Below are 14,223 nucleotides of genomic sequence, written 5' to 3'. Positions count from 1 at the left end.
TTGGCTTAAGGTTTAATCTAATAGCTGGTTTGTACAACTATGAACTTCGTCTGCCCAAAACCGAATCTGTTTAACTGACTTTTGCAAGAGGTCTATTAATTTAGCTGATATCTCTAGCCGTGCTAACGAACAAGCCAGGAAACAAGAAGCTGAATCTAACGCAACTGCTAGAGAAATAATTCGCTCTGCTGCTGCTATTGATGCTTTTTGGGAGAATCAATAACATGTTTGGACTTTTACTGCCTTACCTTTTCGCTCAATCAACTGGACAGCAGCCTGGGGAAAATACAGGCACAACGATAGCACCTGAGATCATTGAATCCGTTTCTAGAGGTTCTGAGATGATGGTCAATTCCTTTAATGAGGATTGGCTTAATTTCTCTAATGGAAAAGCTCCAGTTTATACGGCTGTAGTTGCTATTTCAATAATGATTGCTATTGTTTTGATTAGTTGGTGGTCTTTAGGGTGGTATGCCAAATTTTCCGATGAAGGGTTCTCGTCTGATGTAGTTAATGAAACTATTTTTCCTCTTTTAGTAATTCTGATGCTAACTAACAATGGCGCAATGTTAGCTAGCAGCTGCTTGGCATTAAGGAATGTCACTGTTACTTTAAATAGAAACGTTTTAGCTATTACTAAAAACGGTGTTACCCTCAAAGAGGCTATAAGAATAACCAACTTAGATCAGGCATTTATCCTTGCAACTCAAACAGGTTTAGCTAGGTGCGATACCTTCTCTGGTGTCGAAAAAGACCAGCAAGGAAATATTACTAATAAGCGTGAACAATGCAGAAAAGAAACAATTGAAAAAGCTCGACAAGATGCAATAAAAGTTAGAACTGAAAAGAAATTAGGTTCAGGTAGCGGCAGTTGGAATCCTTGGGATATTGGTGGAGAGGCTATAAATAATGTTGTCCAAGGTGTTGTATTTATGGTTTTAAACGGCATGGAAGCTGCATTCCAGTACATCCTTCAATTATCTTTTTTGCTAACTGCTTATGTTTCACCCATCTTTCTTGTCTTATCTTTATTGCCAGTAAGTAGCAAGGCAATTTATGCTTGGCTATCAGGGTGGCTTGCTCTTACCTTAGTGCTAATTTCTTATTCGATAATTGTCGGGATGGCTGCCAGTGCAATTGTTAACGCTCCCTCTACCAATCCCTTGCTCCATCAGCTGATTCAAGCCATTTTCTCTCCCTTGCTAGCTTTAGCAATAGGTACTGGTGGTGGTCTTTCTGTTTTCTCTGCCATCACTGGTAGTAGTAAATTTGTTTTAGGTAAAAGATAAATGAGACTACTGGAAAGAAAAGAACTAAATTTTACGCCAATCTTTTTAATAGGTAATGCTGTACTTGTGACTCTTCTACTATTTATTGAGTTGCTTAATTTCTCGCGTGTTGGTAGAATTGCCGAATCAAAAGCGCCAACACTTGTAGAGCTTAGTAATGGTGAGTCTATCAGAGTATCGTCAATAAATAATTACGAGAGATCACCTCAAGCAATTACATATTTTATCGGTCAGACAATGACGGGTTTACTCAGTTGGAATGCAGTCCCAGTCACCCTTAACGAATACAGCCCAAATACCTCTGACAAAATAAAACTTGATTCTGGTGTCCAGGCTGGAGATCAGAAAATCACAACTACAACATGGTCAACCGGATTTGCTTTATCTGAAGATTTTCGCGCTCCATTCCTTAAGGAGATTGCCAAATTAACACCTCCCGACGTTTTCAATGGCACAACTCAATCAATATTAAAAGTTAATCTTTTTAGTGAACCAAAGAACATTGGACAAGGTAAATGGTCTATTGACATGGTTGCTGAAGTTATTGTGTTTCAGGGAAACAATATGGTTGGTTCACCCATTGCGTTTAACAAAACAATTTTTGTTAGAGCGGTAGATACTCCAATACTCCCTCATATTTCATCCCAGCATCAGCAAACAGCCTCTCGTGTGCGTCAAGCGGGAATGGAAATATATAAGATTCAAGATTTAGGGTTAGGCAAATGACTCAAACAATCGACACTACTGAAGCTGTCAGTAATACTATAATTGAAAATACTACTGAAGTTAATAATACAGATACAAATACAAACGACACATCTTCACAGAAGAAAAAAGATTTTGCGGCGATGAATGGGGTAAATAGCATAAAGCCTCAAGAACCCATTGCCCAGAACAAACCACAAGAAGTTGAGCCGGAGCTATTTACTACAACCCGACCAATTTCACAAAATCCTTTAATCAAGATGGCAGTGGTTGGAGGTGGAATACTTTTATTCATTGCCCTGATTGGTAGTGTTATTAATGGTTCTATGTCTGCTTTAAACCAGGCTACTACTAAAACTGGTGAGCCAACAAAAACTGAAAACGTATCCCAAGAGCCGCAAATTGTTGACGAAACAGGACAGACAAAGACAGCACTGGCTTTGACCAGTCAACAAGAAAAGTTTGAAAAACTTCGTAATCAAAAAGCGCAACACCAAGAACAAGATGCAGTCCCATCGCCCAAACCTGTAAATGTTGCTCCCCCTCCCCAACCGAGGGCTATACCTCAACAGCAACCTATTGCCGTTCGTTCTATACCTCCACAACCTAAATTAGTCGCCCCCCCTAGAATCCCACAACCACAGCCTAAACCTGTTGCAATTTCTCGCTCTATTAAGCAGGCATCTGTTTCTCAAATTCAGTCTCAACCTGTAGACCCTGTTCAACAGTGGCAAGCTGCTGCCCAGATTGGTAGCTTTTCTAGTTCTAGTGTTGAGGATGAATTACCAGACGTTAACGGAATAAAGGGCGGTACTGGGCAAAGCTCAGAAGTGCTTGACCAGGACGCATCACAACAAGTAGTTAGTAATCAAGAAGTTGATTACAATGCAAAACGTGTACTCGTAGGGAGCAAGACCGAGGGTAAGTTAGAAACTCCCATCGCTTGGAGTCCCCAGAATTCAAGCAATGTAACTCAAAACTATCTGATTAAGATATCCAAACCTCTTAAAGCTGCTGACAATAGTGAAGTCTTGCCAGTAGGTTCCTACCTTGTGGCCCAGTTAAGCAATTCAAACTCTTCAGGATTTGTGCAGCTGCACGGAGTTGCAGTTTTAATTAATAAGGATGGCGAAACCCAACAAAAACAATTGCCTGAAAACTCTGTTTTGATTCTATCGAAAGAAGGCAGCTTCCTTAAAGCTCAATCTCGTAAAGGCAGCAATGTTGGAAATTCTTTAATGTCCGCAGTTATTGCGGGCGTTGCGAAAGCTGCCGAAATTCAAAATCGCCCTAGCAGTCAAATAATCACTACTTCGTCAGGTATTTCAACTAGCAGCACAACTAATGGAGACAGAGATTTGCTGTCTGGATTTGGTGAGGGTGCATTTGGGAATGTCCTGCGAGATATTCAGGCATCCAACCAAAGACAAACTAGCGAGTTTAATTCTCAAGACAAAGTATTTGTTATAGATGCAGGTAAGACAGTTCAGATATTTATCAATCAAGGAATTTCCTTATGAATCCTGAAGAAACGCAAGACCATCAATCTTTGATTGACTACGCCTTAACACTAGGTATGTTCCTTATTTTGCAACTTGACGAGAATGAAATTGAACTAGATGGGGCACGTGTTATAGCTTGTTTTAATAACTCTGATGAAGCATATAAGTACTTAAGTAAATTGAAAGCATTAAATTTTAAAAACGTATCGATTGCCTGGGACTTTACAAAAGATGGAGGAGAATATCTAAGGAGTTTAGATCGATCACTATCAATCAAAAACAAATTGAGTCCTCTAATTTTTAAAATTAAGTACTTGTTAAGTGGAATTTTGAAAAAATAGAGAAAATATGATAAAAAAGTTATTTACTATGACAGCATTTTTAGTTTTATCTAGTGCAATAAAAGTGTCTGCCATGCCTGCCAGAGTAGTTTACTCTGAGGATATTGAATCTAGCTCTGTTGAGTTAAAAGTCACAAAAGGTCATGGATTGACAATTAATTTCACGCCTACAGGTGAGACTATTAAGCAGGTGTGGCTAGGTGATCCAAGTCGTTTTGTGTTCTCTTTAAACGGATGCTCCAAGTCTGATAGTTGCGAAAACAACAAACCTACTGTATTACTTGTTCGGCAGATCAAGCCAATTTCTTTCCCAAGCGTAACATCAAGTGGTGACGGCAGTACTTCAATCACTATTCTTACCAACTTGAAGCAATACCAATTTAAGTTGGTAGCTACATCTGGAAAGCCCTCGTATACGAGCTTAGTAGTTAAGTCAGAATCGGAAAAACCCGAACCTCTCTCATTGCCTCAACAACAAACTCCCGTAACGGTTTCAGCAAACCCAACAAATAATACTCCTCAAATTCTGACTGTTTCACGCACTACTAAACCTGTTGGTACATCATTGCAAAGAAATAACGCTAATGCTTTAGCCTACGGATTATTAGTTGCTAAACAGAAAGGAGAGATTCAACAAAATTCTAGTTTATGGAAAAGGATTCAAACAGCGATTGCACTTCTCAGAAAAGATAAAACGATTAAAGAATCGGCAGAACTTTCAGGTGTTCAAATTTCACTAATTCAACAGTTAATTAGCTATGGAAAATTATAATATTAATGAAAACACAAATTTTAATTAGTGCAATAACAGTATCAGCGTTTGCGTTATTCCCTTATTCAGCAAATGCTCAGATTCCTACAGTTACGTATGCCCAAGGTAAATATCAGACGCAAGCACCAGATTGGTCAAAGATTACTTGGGATACTTTACCACCAGTGGAACAACCGGGATATTTAAAGATTCCTCAAAACCTCATATCAGTATTCGGATATGACCCATCGCGGTCATGGTCAGCAGGACAGAAAGCTGATTCTGTAGTGATGCTAGGGGATATAGATGATGCTTTTAAAACTAGTTCTTTTACTCTTAAGCAATTGTCTACGATTGTCCCAATCAATCCAAAACTCACGCTTAAAGATATTGGACTGATGCAATGGCAAACACCGTTATCTCTACTTAAGGCAATCCCTGAAATTGGTAATCTTAACGCTAATCAAGTACCACCTATAACAGCAATTATGTCTAAAGTTAGTATGGGTGGGGGTAAAATATCACGCTTAATTGCTTCAAATCCTGAAGCCGCCAACATCCCACTAGGTAAGCTTGATTTAGCCAAGTATTCTACTGAGTCAATTCCCGGACTGACAACTACACCTCTAAATAAGTTTCAAGGCTGGCAGGGTAGTTTTGTTAACCAAGTTCCAGGGTTGAGTCAAGTGCCTTTTGATCAGATGCCCCGCAAGATTGATTCTGGTATTGGCGTTGTTGGTATAGCATCTGTAGTACTTGGGCAGGCTGAAAGAGGTGATGCCAAAGTGGGATCTAATTATTTTATTTCCGGCAGTGTCGTCAGGGGCGATCGCACTGTTCCAGTGGCTTGCAATTCTGGTAAAGAATGCCCATATCTGGAGTTAGGCGATTTCTCTGGCTCTGATGGAACCCTTTACGGTAAGCGTTGGGCTTCAGGCTCCTCTCAACAAGTTAAGGGCGGCTACGGGTTTCTATCCAGAGTTAATGGTGGCAAGGAGCCAACGGGGCGGTTAGTTTATGGAAATGCATTCAAGGTAGCATTAACTGGGATAAATGAATCAACGGGCACTGCTGACTTTGGTTTGTTCTTCCGAATCTGTGCTAGACCGCCATTCATGCAGAAAACTTGTACTCCCTATTTTATCGGGCCTGTTCCTTGGTTTTCTGTCAAAGAAAATGATTTGGTGATCGTTGGAGGCGGTCGGTGAGCAAGTCTACCACATCAGAGCAAGCTGATTTCAGCCAGCTTGTACCGACCGGACTGGAATCTGTAATGTTATCCCCCGCTGGCTTGGGCTTAGTTGCTTGCATTCTTGCTTTTGGATTTCTCAAATTTATGGAAGGCAAAGGCATCAAAGGAAAGCTAGCTACAGCCAGATGGGGAAACAATATTGATAGGAGAGCCGCGAGGAAGCTGGCATGTCTGCAAATACAGAAGCGCAAACACAATAGAGTTTCTTTGTTTATTGGCAGTCCTAAAGGCTTGTCTTCTGAAGTGGTCAAAGGTGAGCGGATAACTCGCATACCTGAAGACCCAAAAGTTTTATACTTACCAGAAGCCCAGCGAGGTATTTTAGTTTGTGGCGGTCCAGGCAGCGGGAAATCCTACTCTGCGATGAACCCAATTGTTCGCTCTGCTATTGACCAGGGGCTACCCTTGATCCTATACGATTTCAAGTACGCAGAACAGGAATCAGCAACAGCTAAGGGTAAAGGACAAGCGCCCGTCTTGGCTGGCTATGCTAGGGAGCGGGGTTATAAAGTGACTGTTGTCGCCCCTGGTTTTCCTGAGTCAGCCATCGCTAATCCTCTAGATTTCCTCCGCAGCAATGAAGATTCAGAGATGGCTAGACAACTTGCTGTTACAGTTAACCGTAATCTCAAGCTTGGTTCTGAAGATTCTGGCAATAGTTTTTTCTCCAATGCCGGTGATCAGCTGGTACAAGCAGTTTTTATGCTGGCCAAAGGAACGAAATTCCCAGACGTAATGATGTGCCAAGCTATTTTGGGATTACCCAAGTTAGTGCAGCGTTTGCAAAATGCAGATCTAAATTTTTTAGTCAAAGAAGCCTTTTCTCAATTCGTTTCTGTTGCTGGTAGCCCAGAAACAGCAGCCAGTATTGTTGGTACAGCAAGCGGACTTTTCAGCAGATTCATGGTTCCTTCTGCTTTAGCTGCTTTTTGCGGACAGACCAATATTCCCTTGGATCTTAAGGGACGCCAAATGGTGATTTTTGGGATGAACAAAGAAAAGCGTGATGTAATTGCGCCATTGTTAGTTTCTATTATTCATCTTTTAGTGAGCCGTAATGTTGCTATCAAACGCACTCATTCTCTTGTTTTATCCCTTGATGAATTACCTACTTTGTATCTACCTGCTTTAGTAGATTGGCTAAATCAGAATCGGGAGGACGGACTAATTTCAATTCTCGGCTTACAAAATTTATCCATGCTTGAAGAAGTTTATGGAGAAAAAACTACGAATGCCATTTTCGGGGGCTGTGCTACTAAGATTATTTTCAATCCTCAAGATGATGTTGCTGCTGAAAGATTTAGCAATTATTTAGGAGATGAAGAGATTAGATACAAATTGCGTTCACGTTCCTCTGGTGGAAAAGGGGGAGCAAGTACATCTATCTCGGATCAAGTTAGCACGCGTAAGTTATTTTCTGTTAATCAGTTCAACAATCTCCCTGAAGGTAAAGCAGTTTTTATTAGTCCAGGTTTTAGATCCCGTGGTGAAACAAACTTACCTATTTTGTCCCGAATTAATATTTCTGATAACGACCCCCGCAATGGGTCGCAAGCCGAGAAAAAAAGTACAACGGCTTGGTATCAATGCCAAAAAGAACTTCGAGCTATATCAAACCTTCAAATGGTAGGAGAAATCGAAATGAACAAACGACGAGCAGAGGCAGAAAAGCTCTTGTCTTTGCTTAGCAAGAAAGATAGAATCAAGCAGGAAGCAAATGATATTTAATGGAGAGTTTGACTATGTATATTTCTGAGCATGAAAGAATTTTAATCAATAAGCTCCCGGCTCATATAGCAGCATTAGCAGACAAATATCCTTCTGAAATTATTAATGTCGCCGATAACTGGAATAATCCTTGCTTGCCCGATGATTACGTTCCGAGAATTGTTGAGGTTTATACTTCTGAAGATTCATTTGATCCCGTTATTGACATGATTGATGGTGTTTTGACCAGATATAAGCTTTCAGAAGCAAATGAACCCCCCCATGCTATTACCCTGATGTTTGATTCAGATTTTGTTTATATCGAAATTGAGGGAAAAGAAGTTTTTAATAAGATGGGTAATGTTCCTTTCCCAGAAATTCTTGTCAACCCATCTAGCTTGATTAATTCTTTATTTGCGAGAGAAAACAATGATTGAAGATGGAAAATCAAAGGAGATTCAAAAAGATTATCTAGATATCCTGGATTCAATAATCAAAAGAATTCAGTTCAAGATAAAAGAAAGTAATAGAGAAGGTAAGGATGTTCACATTTTTACTGGCCCTACTAAAGTCTATCAGGCGACACCTGGTCAAGAGCCTATAAAAAATTCCATAACACCTGAGACAGTTGATGCTATAAATAAAGCATTATCTGATCCCAAAAATTCTCGTGGCTCTATAGTTATCAAGGTTGGCTCAGAAAAAGTTTTTCAAGTTAAAAATCAAAAACTGGAAGTAGATAAGCTAGGATTATCTGAGTCTATTACTCAAGCTCAAAAACCTGTTGTTCCAATTGAGCGAGAGGAGGGAGAAGAAGTTAAGTATCAAGTTTACAACATACCTGCTCTCGTAGATCGAGTAAAGGAGTTACAGCAAAAAGTACAGTCCCAGGAATCACAAACTCCAGAGGCTATTGCTAAACTTTCTGCCCAAGTTGATGAGCTTGCAAAATCCCTGGAGAAACAGCAAGAGCTTATAGAAAAAACACAACAAGCATTGTCAAAACTTGAACAACAACGTCCAGCCCCCTCTCAAAACAGCAAACTTCAAAATTGGATAGGTAAGATTGAGTCAAAGGTCAAAGATACGGTTAAGGATTGGGTCGACAAAGTTAAGGATGCTATTACGCCAGAAACTACAAAACTCAAAAACCAAATTGAAGACTTAAAAACTCAGTTAAATCAACGGGTTGATAACCTCAAGTCAGAAGTGCGAGCGCAGACTGATACCCTCAAAGGCAATTTGAACTCTGCGGTAAATGATGTTAAACAAAACATTGATGACGGGATTAGCAACGTTAAGACAGAAATACAAAATACTCGCCAAGAGTTTACTAAGTCTATCAGCAATGCTAAAAGCGAAGCGATAGATCAAAGTGTTAAAGCGCTTTTAAAGCACTTGGGTACTAAAAATTCAGACGGTTCTTTAAGTTACACCAGCAAAAGTTTTGACTTTCAGCAGCAAGGCAAAACTGTAACAGTTAAAGCTAAAAACGGAGCTACAGTACTTCAGGATGGCGCTTTGTCTACTGAGGTTTCCCCAGAACAAATGCAAGCGCTTGATAAAGTGCAGCCTATAGTTGAGAAGCTTGATGCAGCACAGCAATCAGAACAGTTTAGTTATTCCGAGTCAGAGTCTCAAGCGCAATCTAGGGGAATATCTCGTTAATGTCTCAACCGTATTTGTTCTACTTGCTCTAATTCTTCTTTGTAGTCTGCTACTCTTTCAATAATTTTCGATTTCATACTTTTCATCACCCCACGAATGACCTTCATCCGTTCAAGTTGAGGGTCATTTTCTTCATGGGGCTTCTTGAAATAACTCATGACTTCAAACACTAAATCACCTAACTCCTCATTAGTCATTTTCTCAATCATTTCTGCTATTTTTATTTCTGTCTGACTACTTAAAACTTCTTTCTTATCTTCTGGTTTGTGCTTCTCCAATTTCTCCAGGATCTCAGCCTGCTGTTCACGCAATACTTTCCTGACAACTCTCAACCCTTGCGTTTGGGGGTCATCTTCGTTTTCATGCTCCTTAAAATAATCTGCTATGTACAAATCCAGCTTCGCCAAATCTTCATCGCTTAATAGTTTCAACTGCTTTCTAAATTTCTCTAACATCGCAATCGCATTAGGCGACATAGTAGCCTTAGCTTCCAATCTCTGCTGTCGTTCTTGAGGAGTTACTCGCTTAGGTAGTTCTTCTTGCGTGCGTGAATACTTCATGTCCCTACAAAGGCGTCTCCACTCTGGCAATCTCATTGCTTGGTCACTGAGCTTTTCGTAAGCCAGTCCCCCTTGTGCCACGATGAAATCATCAGCCCCTTTCTCAGGGCCAGGTAAATCCACCACGCTGACCGATACCCCTGCTTTGTGTAACAGTTCACCTGTTGTAGATATAGCCGATTCAATATTTTGCTTCGTCTCCAGTTTAGTTTCGTAGTCGAAACAAAACTTGATTGAGCGCCCTTTGGTTGCAAAGGGCGCCAATTCTTGATGCAGATGTGCATCTCCCTTAACAATAGTGCCATCCTCGCTCACAGTTTTTTCACGGCGATAGCCAGTAGTAATTCCTGGTAATCCAATCGTTGCATGACCCTGGCTTAGTAGGCTAGCTGCTTTCTTGGCCCCTTCGGTGATCGTAATTGGTATGTTATGCTTCCACACACAATACCAAAAACCACTGGCGCGATCGCTTGCTGATGTCTCGACGCCTGCTTTTTTGTAAATCTTGTCTGCAATGTGTTCTGGAACATCCAGCAAGAAAATGCTCCCTTCTACTTGTGGCGGGTGTTCATACTTAATAAACTTGCCTGGTTTATCTGCTTTCGCTCTTGGGTTATTTGGTTTCAAGCACCCCCAAAGCTTTGTAGATGGTTGTTGCCCCGCCTTCAGATGAAGAAACGAGCGCGGATCTACCCCCGCACCACACCACCAACCACCATGATCCAAATGAGCGTAAGTGTCTAGCCATTTTTTAACCAGTACCCCTGTATTAATCCGATGAGTTTTTTCATCAAATTTTTCACTGTACAGTAAATGACCCCAAGCTTCATGCTGCCCCTCTGCTATGTCGTACTGGAGAGTCTTGAAGTTGAGCTTTGCTATGTCTGGGTGAATTGCACTCTCTTCTACCAACTCCAACCAATAGACCTCTTGCATAAATGCTTAAATTGTCATGTTGAGCGGAGCGAAACATCTCGGATATTCTTTCCTCCACATATGTTCTGGTCAAAATGACACTAATAATTTTCGGACTTTTGCAAGAGATCTAATGTTTTGCTTCAATGTGATTTGGTGCTTCTGTCTTGTCAGGTGTCCAAAAAGCGACTGTTGGAGGAGGACTTTTGAGGATGGGGGCTGAAAAGTTTACTGGCTCTTGCTTACGGTCTGGTACACCAACAGATCCTATTTCAGTTTGTTTAACTTTAACTGCTGGGCATGGCATCTGTTTTGCAGCTTTCGGTTTGGGTTTTGGACTTTGAGCTACATCTACATCTATATTGATAGAGATTGCCGTAGCTTCGGGAAATTCTGCTTTCTTTTCCCTGACTTGCTGCCTTAATAGCTCTAATGCGTTCTCTTTAGTTTTCGATTCTTGCGCTAGCTCCACCAACCGCGTCGGATCTTCGGTGTAAATATAGAGTTCATGTCTGGCGCGGCTGGCAGCAACATAAAAACTCTCCTGTCCAATAGTGAAGTCTGCGGAAATTAACACACGATCCGCAGCCTTACCCTGGCTACTATATGTCGTACTCACAAGCGCATAGTCTAGGTTTTGTGCTTGGGATAAGCTGATAGATTCGCTACGATCACTGTCAAGATACTTAATATAGGCTTGATCAGCAGCGATCGCTGTGACTACAAACTCTTGCCCATTGCGCCTTGACAGTTGGCGATCATTCTTCTTCCATTGCAGGCGATCTCCCACCGCAATTTCAATCTCAGCACGTTTGTATACGGCTTTGTCAAAGGCTGTATCTACTTCTAAATGTTTGCCATCATCACCAATGAGTGTCAACTTGTCAGTAGTTTGACCTATCACTTCATACAGTTGACCCTTGGCAAGTCCACGCCGTTTGTAATCGCGTGTCGGCATGACTACATCCCCAATTTCAAAGTTATGGGCAAACCGCATCTGTACTTTTGATAAATTCTTAGTTTGTAGTTGGGTGATGGTTGCAGTTTTTCCTAAAGTTCCTTCATCAAAGAGCTTCGAGCGAATGGCTTGGGTAATCAAGAGTCTTTCGGCGTTGGTTCCTGCCAGCACCAGGGTTTTAGCTCGTTGATTGGGTGTCGCAGCCATATAATCACTGGCTATAGCTTCTATTTTGGATTCACTGTCTATTTGAAGTATAGAACCGTTAGCAGATAGTCGTTCAAAGCCCGCTTCTATTCTGCCATCGGCAATCAAATCTACTGCTAGCTTCAGTTCTGGGTCTTTTTGTCTTAAAGACTCATTCATGTATGCAGTCTCAATTCCTGCCTGTTGCAAGGATTTAAACGGGTTGCCTGCTTCGACTGCTGACATCTGCCGAGTGTCACCCACGAAGATTACCCTAGCTTGTTCCTGGGTTGCCCGTTGTAGCAGCGCATAAGCATCCTTTGCACTTAATAAACCAGCTTCGTCCACAATCCAAACTTGATTCGGTTCTACTTCTGGTGGTGGCTCAGTTACAAGCAATCTCGCAACAGTTTCCGACTGAATTTCCAACTCTTGACTCAATACCTTGGCGGCCGCTGAACTGGGGGCAAAACCCTTAATTGTGTATCCCGCATCAGTGGCTAATGTTTTCAATTGAGAGAGGGCGAAAGTCTTTCCAGCACCAGCTACCCCCTGCCATGCTATGAATTGGTCAGATGTTGTTGCAGCTAGTTGTACTGCTCGGCGCTGTCCGGTGTTGAGAGAGGTTTTTTCTAGATAACTCTCTGCTACCTCCGGGTGTAACATTGGGTAAAATTTCCCTTGACCATCAGACATCAGTCCAATAGTAGCAATTTCTCGTTTGACCGCAGCCCATGTAGTGTATTGTCTCTCTAGCCCTGGTAAAACGATTAATTCTTGATGCTCTCTAATCAGTGGTTCAATCGCTCGAAGATCAGTGGCTAAACGTTCCTCTAGGATGAATTTTTCCAAATCCTCTTGTGTAAACGCTACATTCCTCTCACTACAATGGGCGATCGCTTCCAGCACTGCGCTTCGCGCAATCGCATCAAGCAGACTTTTTTGCTCAACCAATTCATCTGCTTGTTGAGATTTTGGCTCTTTCGGCTTTACAAAGGTAAGACCCAATGCCACAGCTTCTTCAAACCACAGTGATTTTAATTCATCCTCTGTTACCTTTTCCTTGCGTTTACGAGTGTTATCCCAGACTTGATTTCGTTCTGCCCAAGTTGAATTAGCACCAGCTTTGGCGATGATTTGCTGTCGTCGCTTAGAAAAGGTTTCTAAGTCTTCCTCCTTAAAGCCCTTGATATCAAATTGTCCATGCTGACGCTGCTCTACCTCATACCCCAACTTCTGGACTTCACGCGCCAAAAAGCTTTGGTATGTCATCCCCAGGAATTTCTTGTTCGCAAATATCTCACCATTGACCAGACTCATCCACTTACCATCGTTGGTTTGGGTCATATTCATGACTAAACAATGGGTGTGCAGATGTGGATCTAAGTCCCGACTTTCGATGTGGTCAAACTGTGCTACGACCAAATTACCTGTATTTTCTCTGTGCCTGCCGTTGTCATCTGTAACTCTGGTACAGGCATAACGTCTTTCTATCAACGCTATCACTTCTTTCAATGCCTGATGGTGTGCGGCAATTAATCTTGAGTCTCCACCCACCAACGCCATCAAGCTTACGCTCTTAGGTGCAGAAAATGTACAGTCTAACGCTGCCCTGCGTTCCTTTGGTTTCAGCACTCTGGCATTTAGCTGCTCAGTCCCCAGGGGCGATCGCCCTTCTATGACATTAGAAAACTCTTGCTCATTATCAATTGCACCCGACAAACCCAACTTTTCAGCCCCTTGACCACTCCAACGCGATTTTCCCTGATGGTAGTAGTTTTTGACGAAGTAGTTTACCGCCATTTCAGAAGAAACATTAGCAGCTGTTAGCATCGCATCCCAACTCCATTTGCAAGTCGAGATCTACTTACTCTGGTCAAGAAACTCTGTTTATTTTCTCTGAAGACCAAATAATCACTACTCCTGTACCTATTGAAGTCCAAGTTAATCACCGTCACCAAACTTACTTCTGTTTGATGACGAGTCAAAAAGTTTTGGAGAGGCTTGGACTTCAACAAAGTTTTTATTCATTCTTTCTGATGACATTTAATATAGCAAATAACTCGAAAAACTTTCCGCCAAAGTTGGCGTATTGTGCGTCATCAATCGAAAAAATATTAAGTTTTACTTGGTCAAATTTTGGCGCTATGTAGTCACGAGCAGTCTCAATTTGGCAACGATTTGGTCACTGACTCCCCTCAATTTTTCAAAAAATTTTTGAACTCCTTAAAAAAACACGGTTTAGCAAAAACTTGCTTGAAATTGGCAACAATTTGGCAGTGATTTAGTCAGTAGACCTCTTGCAAAAGTCAGTTAAACAGATTCGGTTTTGGGCAGACGAAGTTCATAGTTGTACAAACCAGCTATTAGATTAAACCTTAAGCCAAAT

General features: G+C 41.4%; 11 protein-coding genes. 9 read left to right on the top strand and 2 right to left on the bottom strand.

Annotation, left to right across the window (positions count from 1 at the left end; translation table 11 throughout):
- The first annotated feature begins 224 nt into the window (after positions 1-224).
- The 9 genes from HCR01_RS35065 to HCR01_RS35025 are packed head-to-tail and all read left to right on the top strand — an operon-like array spanning position 225 to position 9,215.
- Positions 225-1,289 carry a hypothetical protein gene (locus tag HCR01_RS35065; RefSeq protein WP_226889983.1) on the top strand — a complete coding sequence of 355 codons (1,065 nt, stop codon included), beginning with the start codon at positions 225-227 and terminating at the stop codon, positions 1,287-1,289.
- Complete coding sequence (locus tag HCR01_RS35060; RefSeq protein WP_193200531.1) at positions 1,290-2,015, top strand: hypothetical protein; 726 nt, start codon at positions 1,290-1,292, stop codon at positions 2,013-2,015.
- Positions 2,012-3,514: a hypothetical protein gene (locus HCR01_RS35055; protein WP_193200530.1), complete on the top strand. Its 1,503-nt coding sequence runs from the start codon at positions 2,012-2,014 to the stop codon at positions 3,512-3,514. Before HCR01_RS35060 ends, HCR01_RS35055 begins: the two co-directional genes overlap by 4 nt.
- A complete protein-coding gene (locus HCR01_RS35050) occupies positions 3,511-3,837 on the top strand; it encodes a hypothetical protein (protein ID WP_193200529.1) in 327 nt (108 codons plus the stop codon). The genes HCR01_RS35055 and HCR01_RS35050 overlap by 4 nt, the downstream gene beginning before the upstream one ends.
- Before the next feature lie 28 nt (positions 3,838-3,865).
- On the top strand, positions 3,866-4,609 hold the full coding sequence (locus HCR01_RS35045; RefSeq protein ID WP_226889981.1) for a TrbG/VirB9 family P-type conjugative transfer protein: 744 nt from the start codon (positions 3,866-3,868) through the stop codon (positions 4,607-4,609).
- A gap of 5 nt (positions 4,610-4,614) precedes the next feature.
- Positions 4,615-5,796 (top strand): hypothetical protein, encoded by a 1,182-nt coding sequence (locus tag HCR01_RS35040; protein WP_193200527.1) that lies wholly within the window; start codon positions 4,615-4,617, stop codon positions 5,794-5,796.
- The gene (locus HCR01_RS35035; RefSeq protein ID WP_320073248.1) at positions 5,793-7,568 is read left to right on the top strand and encodes a type IV secretory system conjugative DNA transfer family protein; all 1,776 of its coding nucleotides are present in this window, start codon (positions 5,793-5,795) and stop codon (positions 7,566-7,568) included. The genes HCR01_RS35040 and HCR01_RS35035 overlap by 4 nt, the downstream gene beginning before the upstream one ends.
- Positions 7,569-7,582: 14 nt before the next feature.
- Positions 7,583-7,984 (top strand): hypothetical protein, encoded by a 402-nt coding sequence (locus tag HCR01_RS35030; protein WP_193200526.1) that lies wholly within the window; start codon positions 7,583-7,585, stop codon positions 7,982-7,984.
- Positions 7,977-9,215 carry a hypothetical protein gene (locus HCR01_RS35025; RefSeq protein WP_193200525.1) on the top strand — a complete coding sequence of 413 codons (1,239 nt, stop codon included), beginning with the start codon at positions 7,977-7,979 and terminating at the stop codon, positions 9,213-9,215. Before HCR01_RS35030 ends, HCR01_RS35025 begins: the two co-directional genes overlap by 8 nt.
- Here HCR01_RS35025 and HCR01_RS35020 read toward each other — a convergent pair.
- Both HCR01_RS35020 and mobF read right to left on the bottom strand, forming a co-directional pair.
- Positions 9,212-10,711 carry a DUF3854 domain-containing protein gene (locus HCR01_RS35020; RefSeq protein ID WP_193200524.1) on the bottom strand — a complete coding sequence of 500 codons (1,500 nt, stop codon included), beginning with the start codon at positions 10,709-10,711 and terminating at the stop codon, positions 9,212-9,214. The genes HCR01_RS35025 and HCR01_RS35020 overlap by 4 nt on opposite strands.
- Positions 10,712-10,820: 109 nt before the next feature.
- A complete protein-coding gene (gene mobF / locus HCR01_RS35015; RefSeq protein WP_193200523.1) occupies positions 10,821-13,667 on the bottom strand; it encodes a MobF family relaxase in 2,847 nt (948 codons plus the stop codon).
- Between the last annotated feature and the right edge of the window lie 556 nt (positions 13,668-14,223).

This window comes from Nostoc sp. MG11 (assembly GCF_014904695.1).
Classification (GTDB): domain Bacteria; phylum Cyanobacteriota; class Cyanobacteriia; order Cyanobacteriales; family Nostocaceae; genus Komarekiella.
The sequence above is the reverse complement of the archived record's forward strand: the minus strand, read 5'-3'. Positions and strand labels throughout refer to the sequence as shown.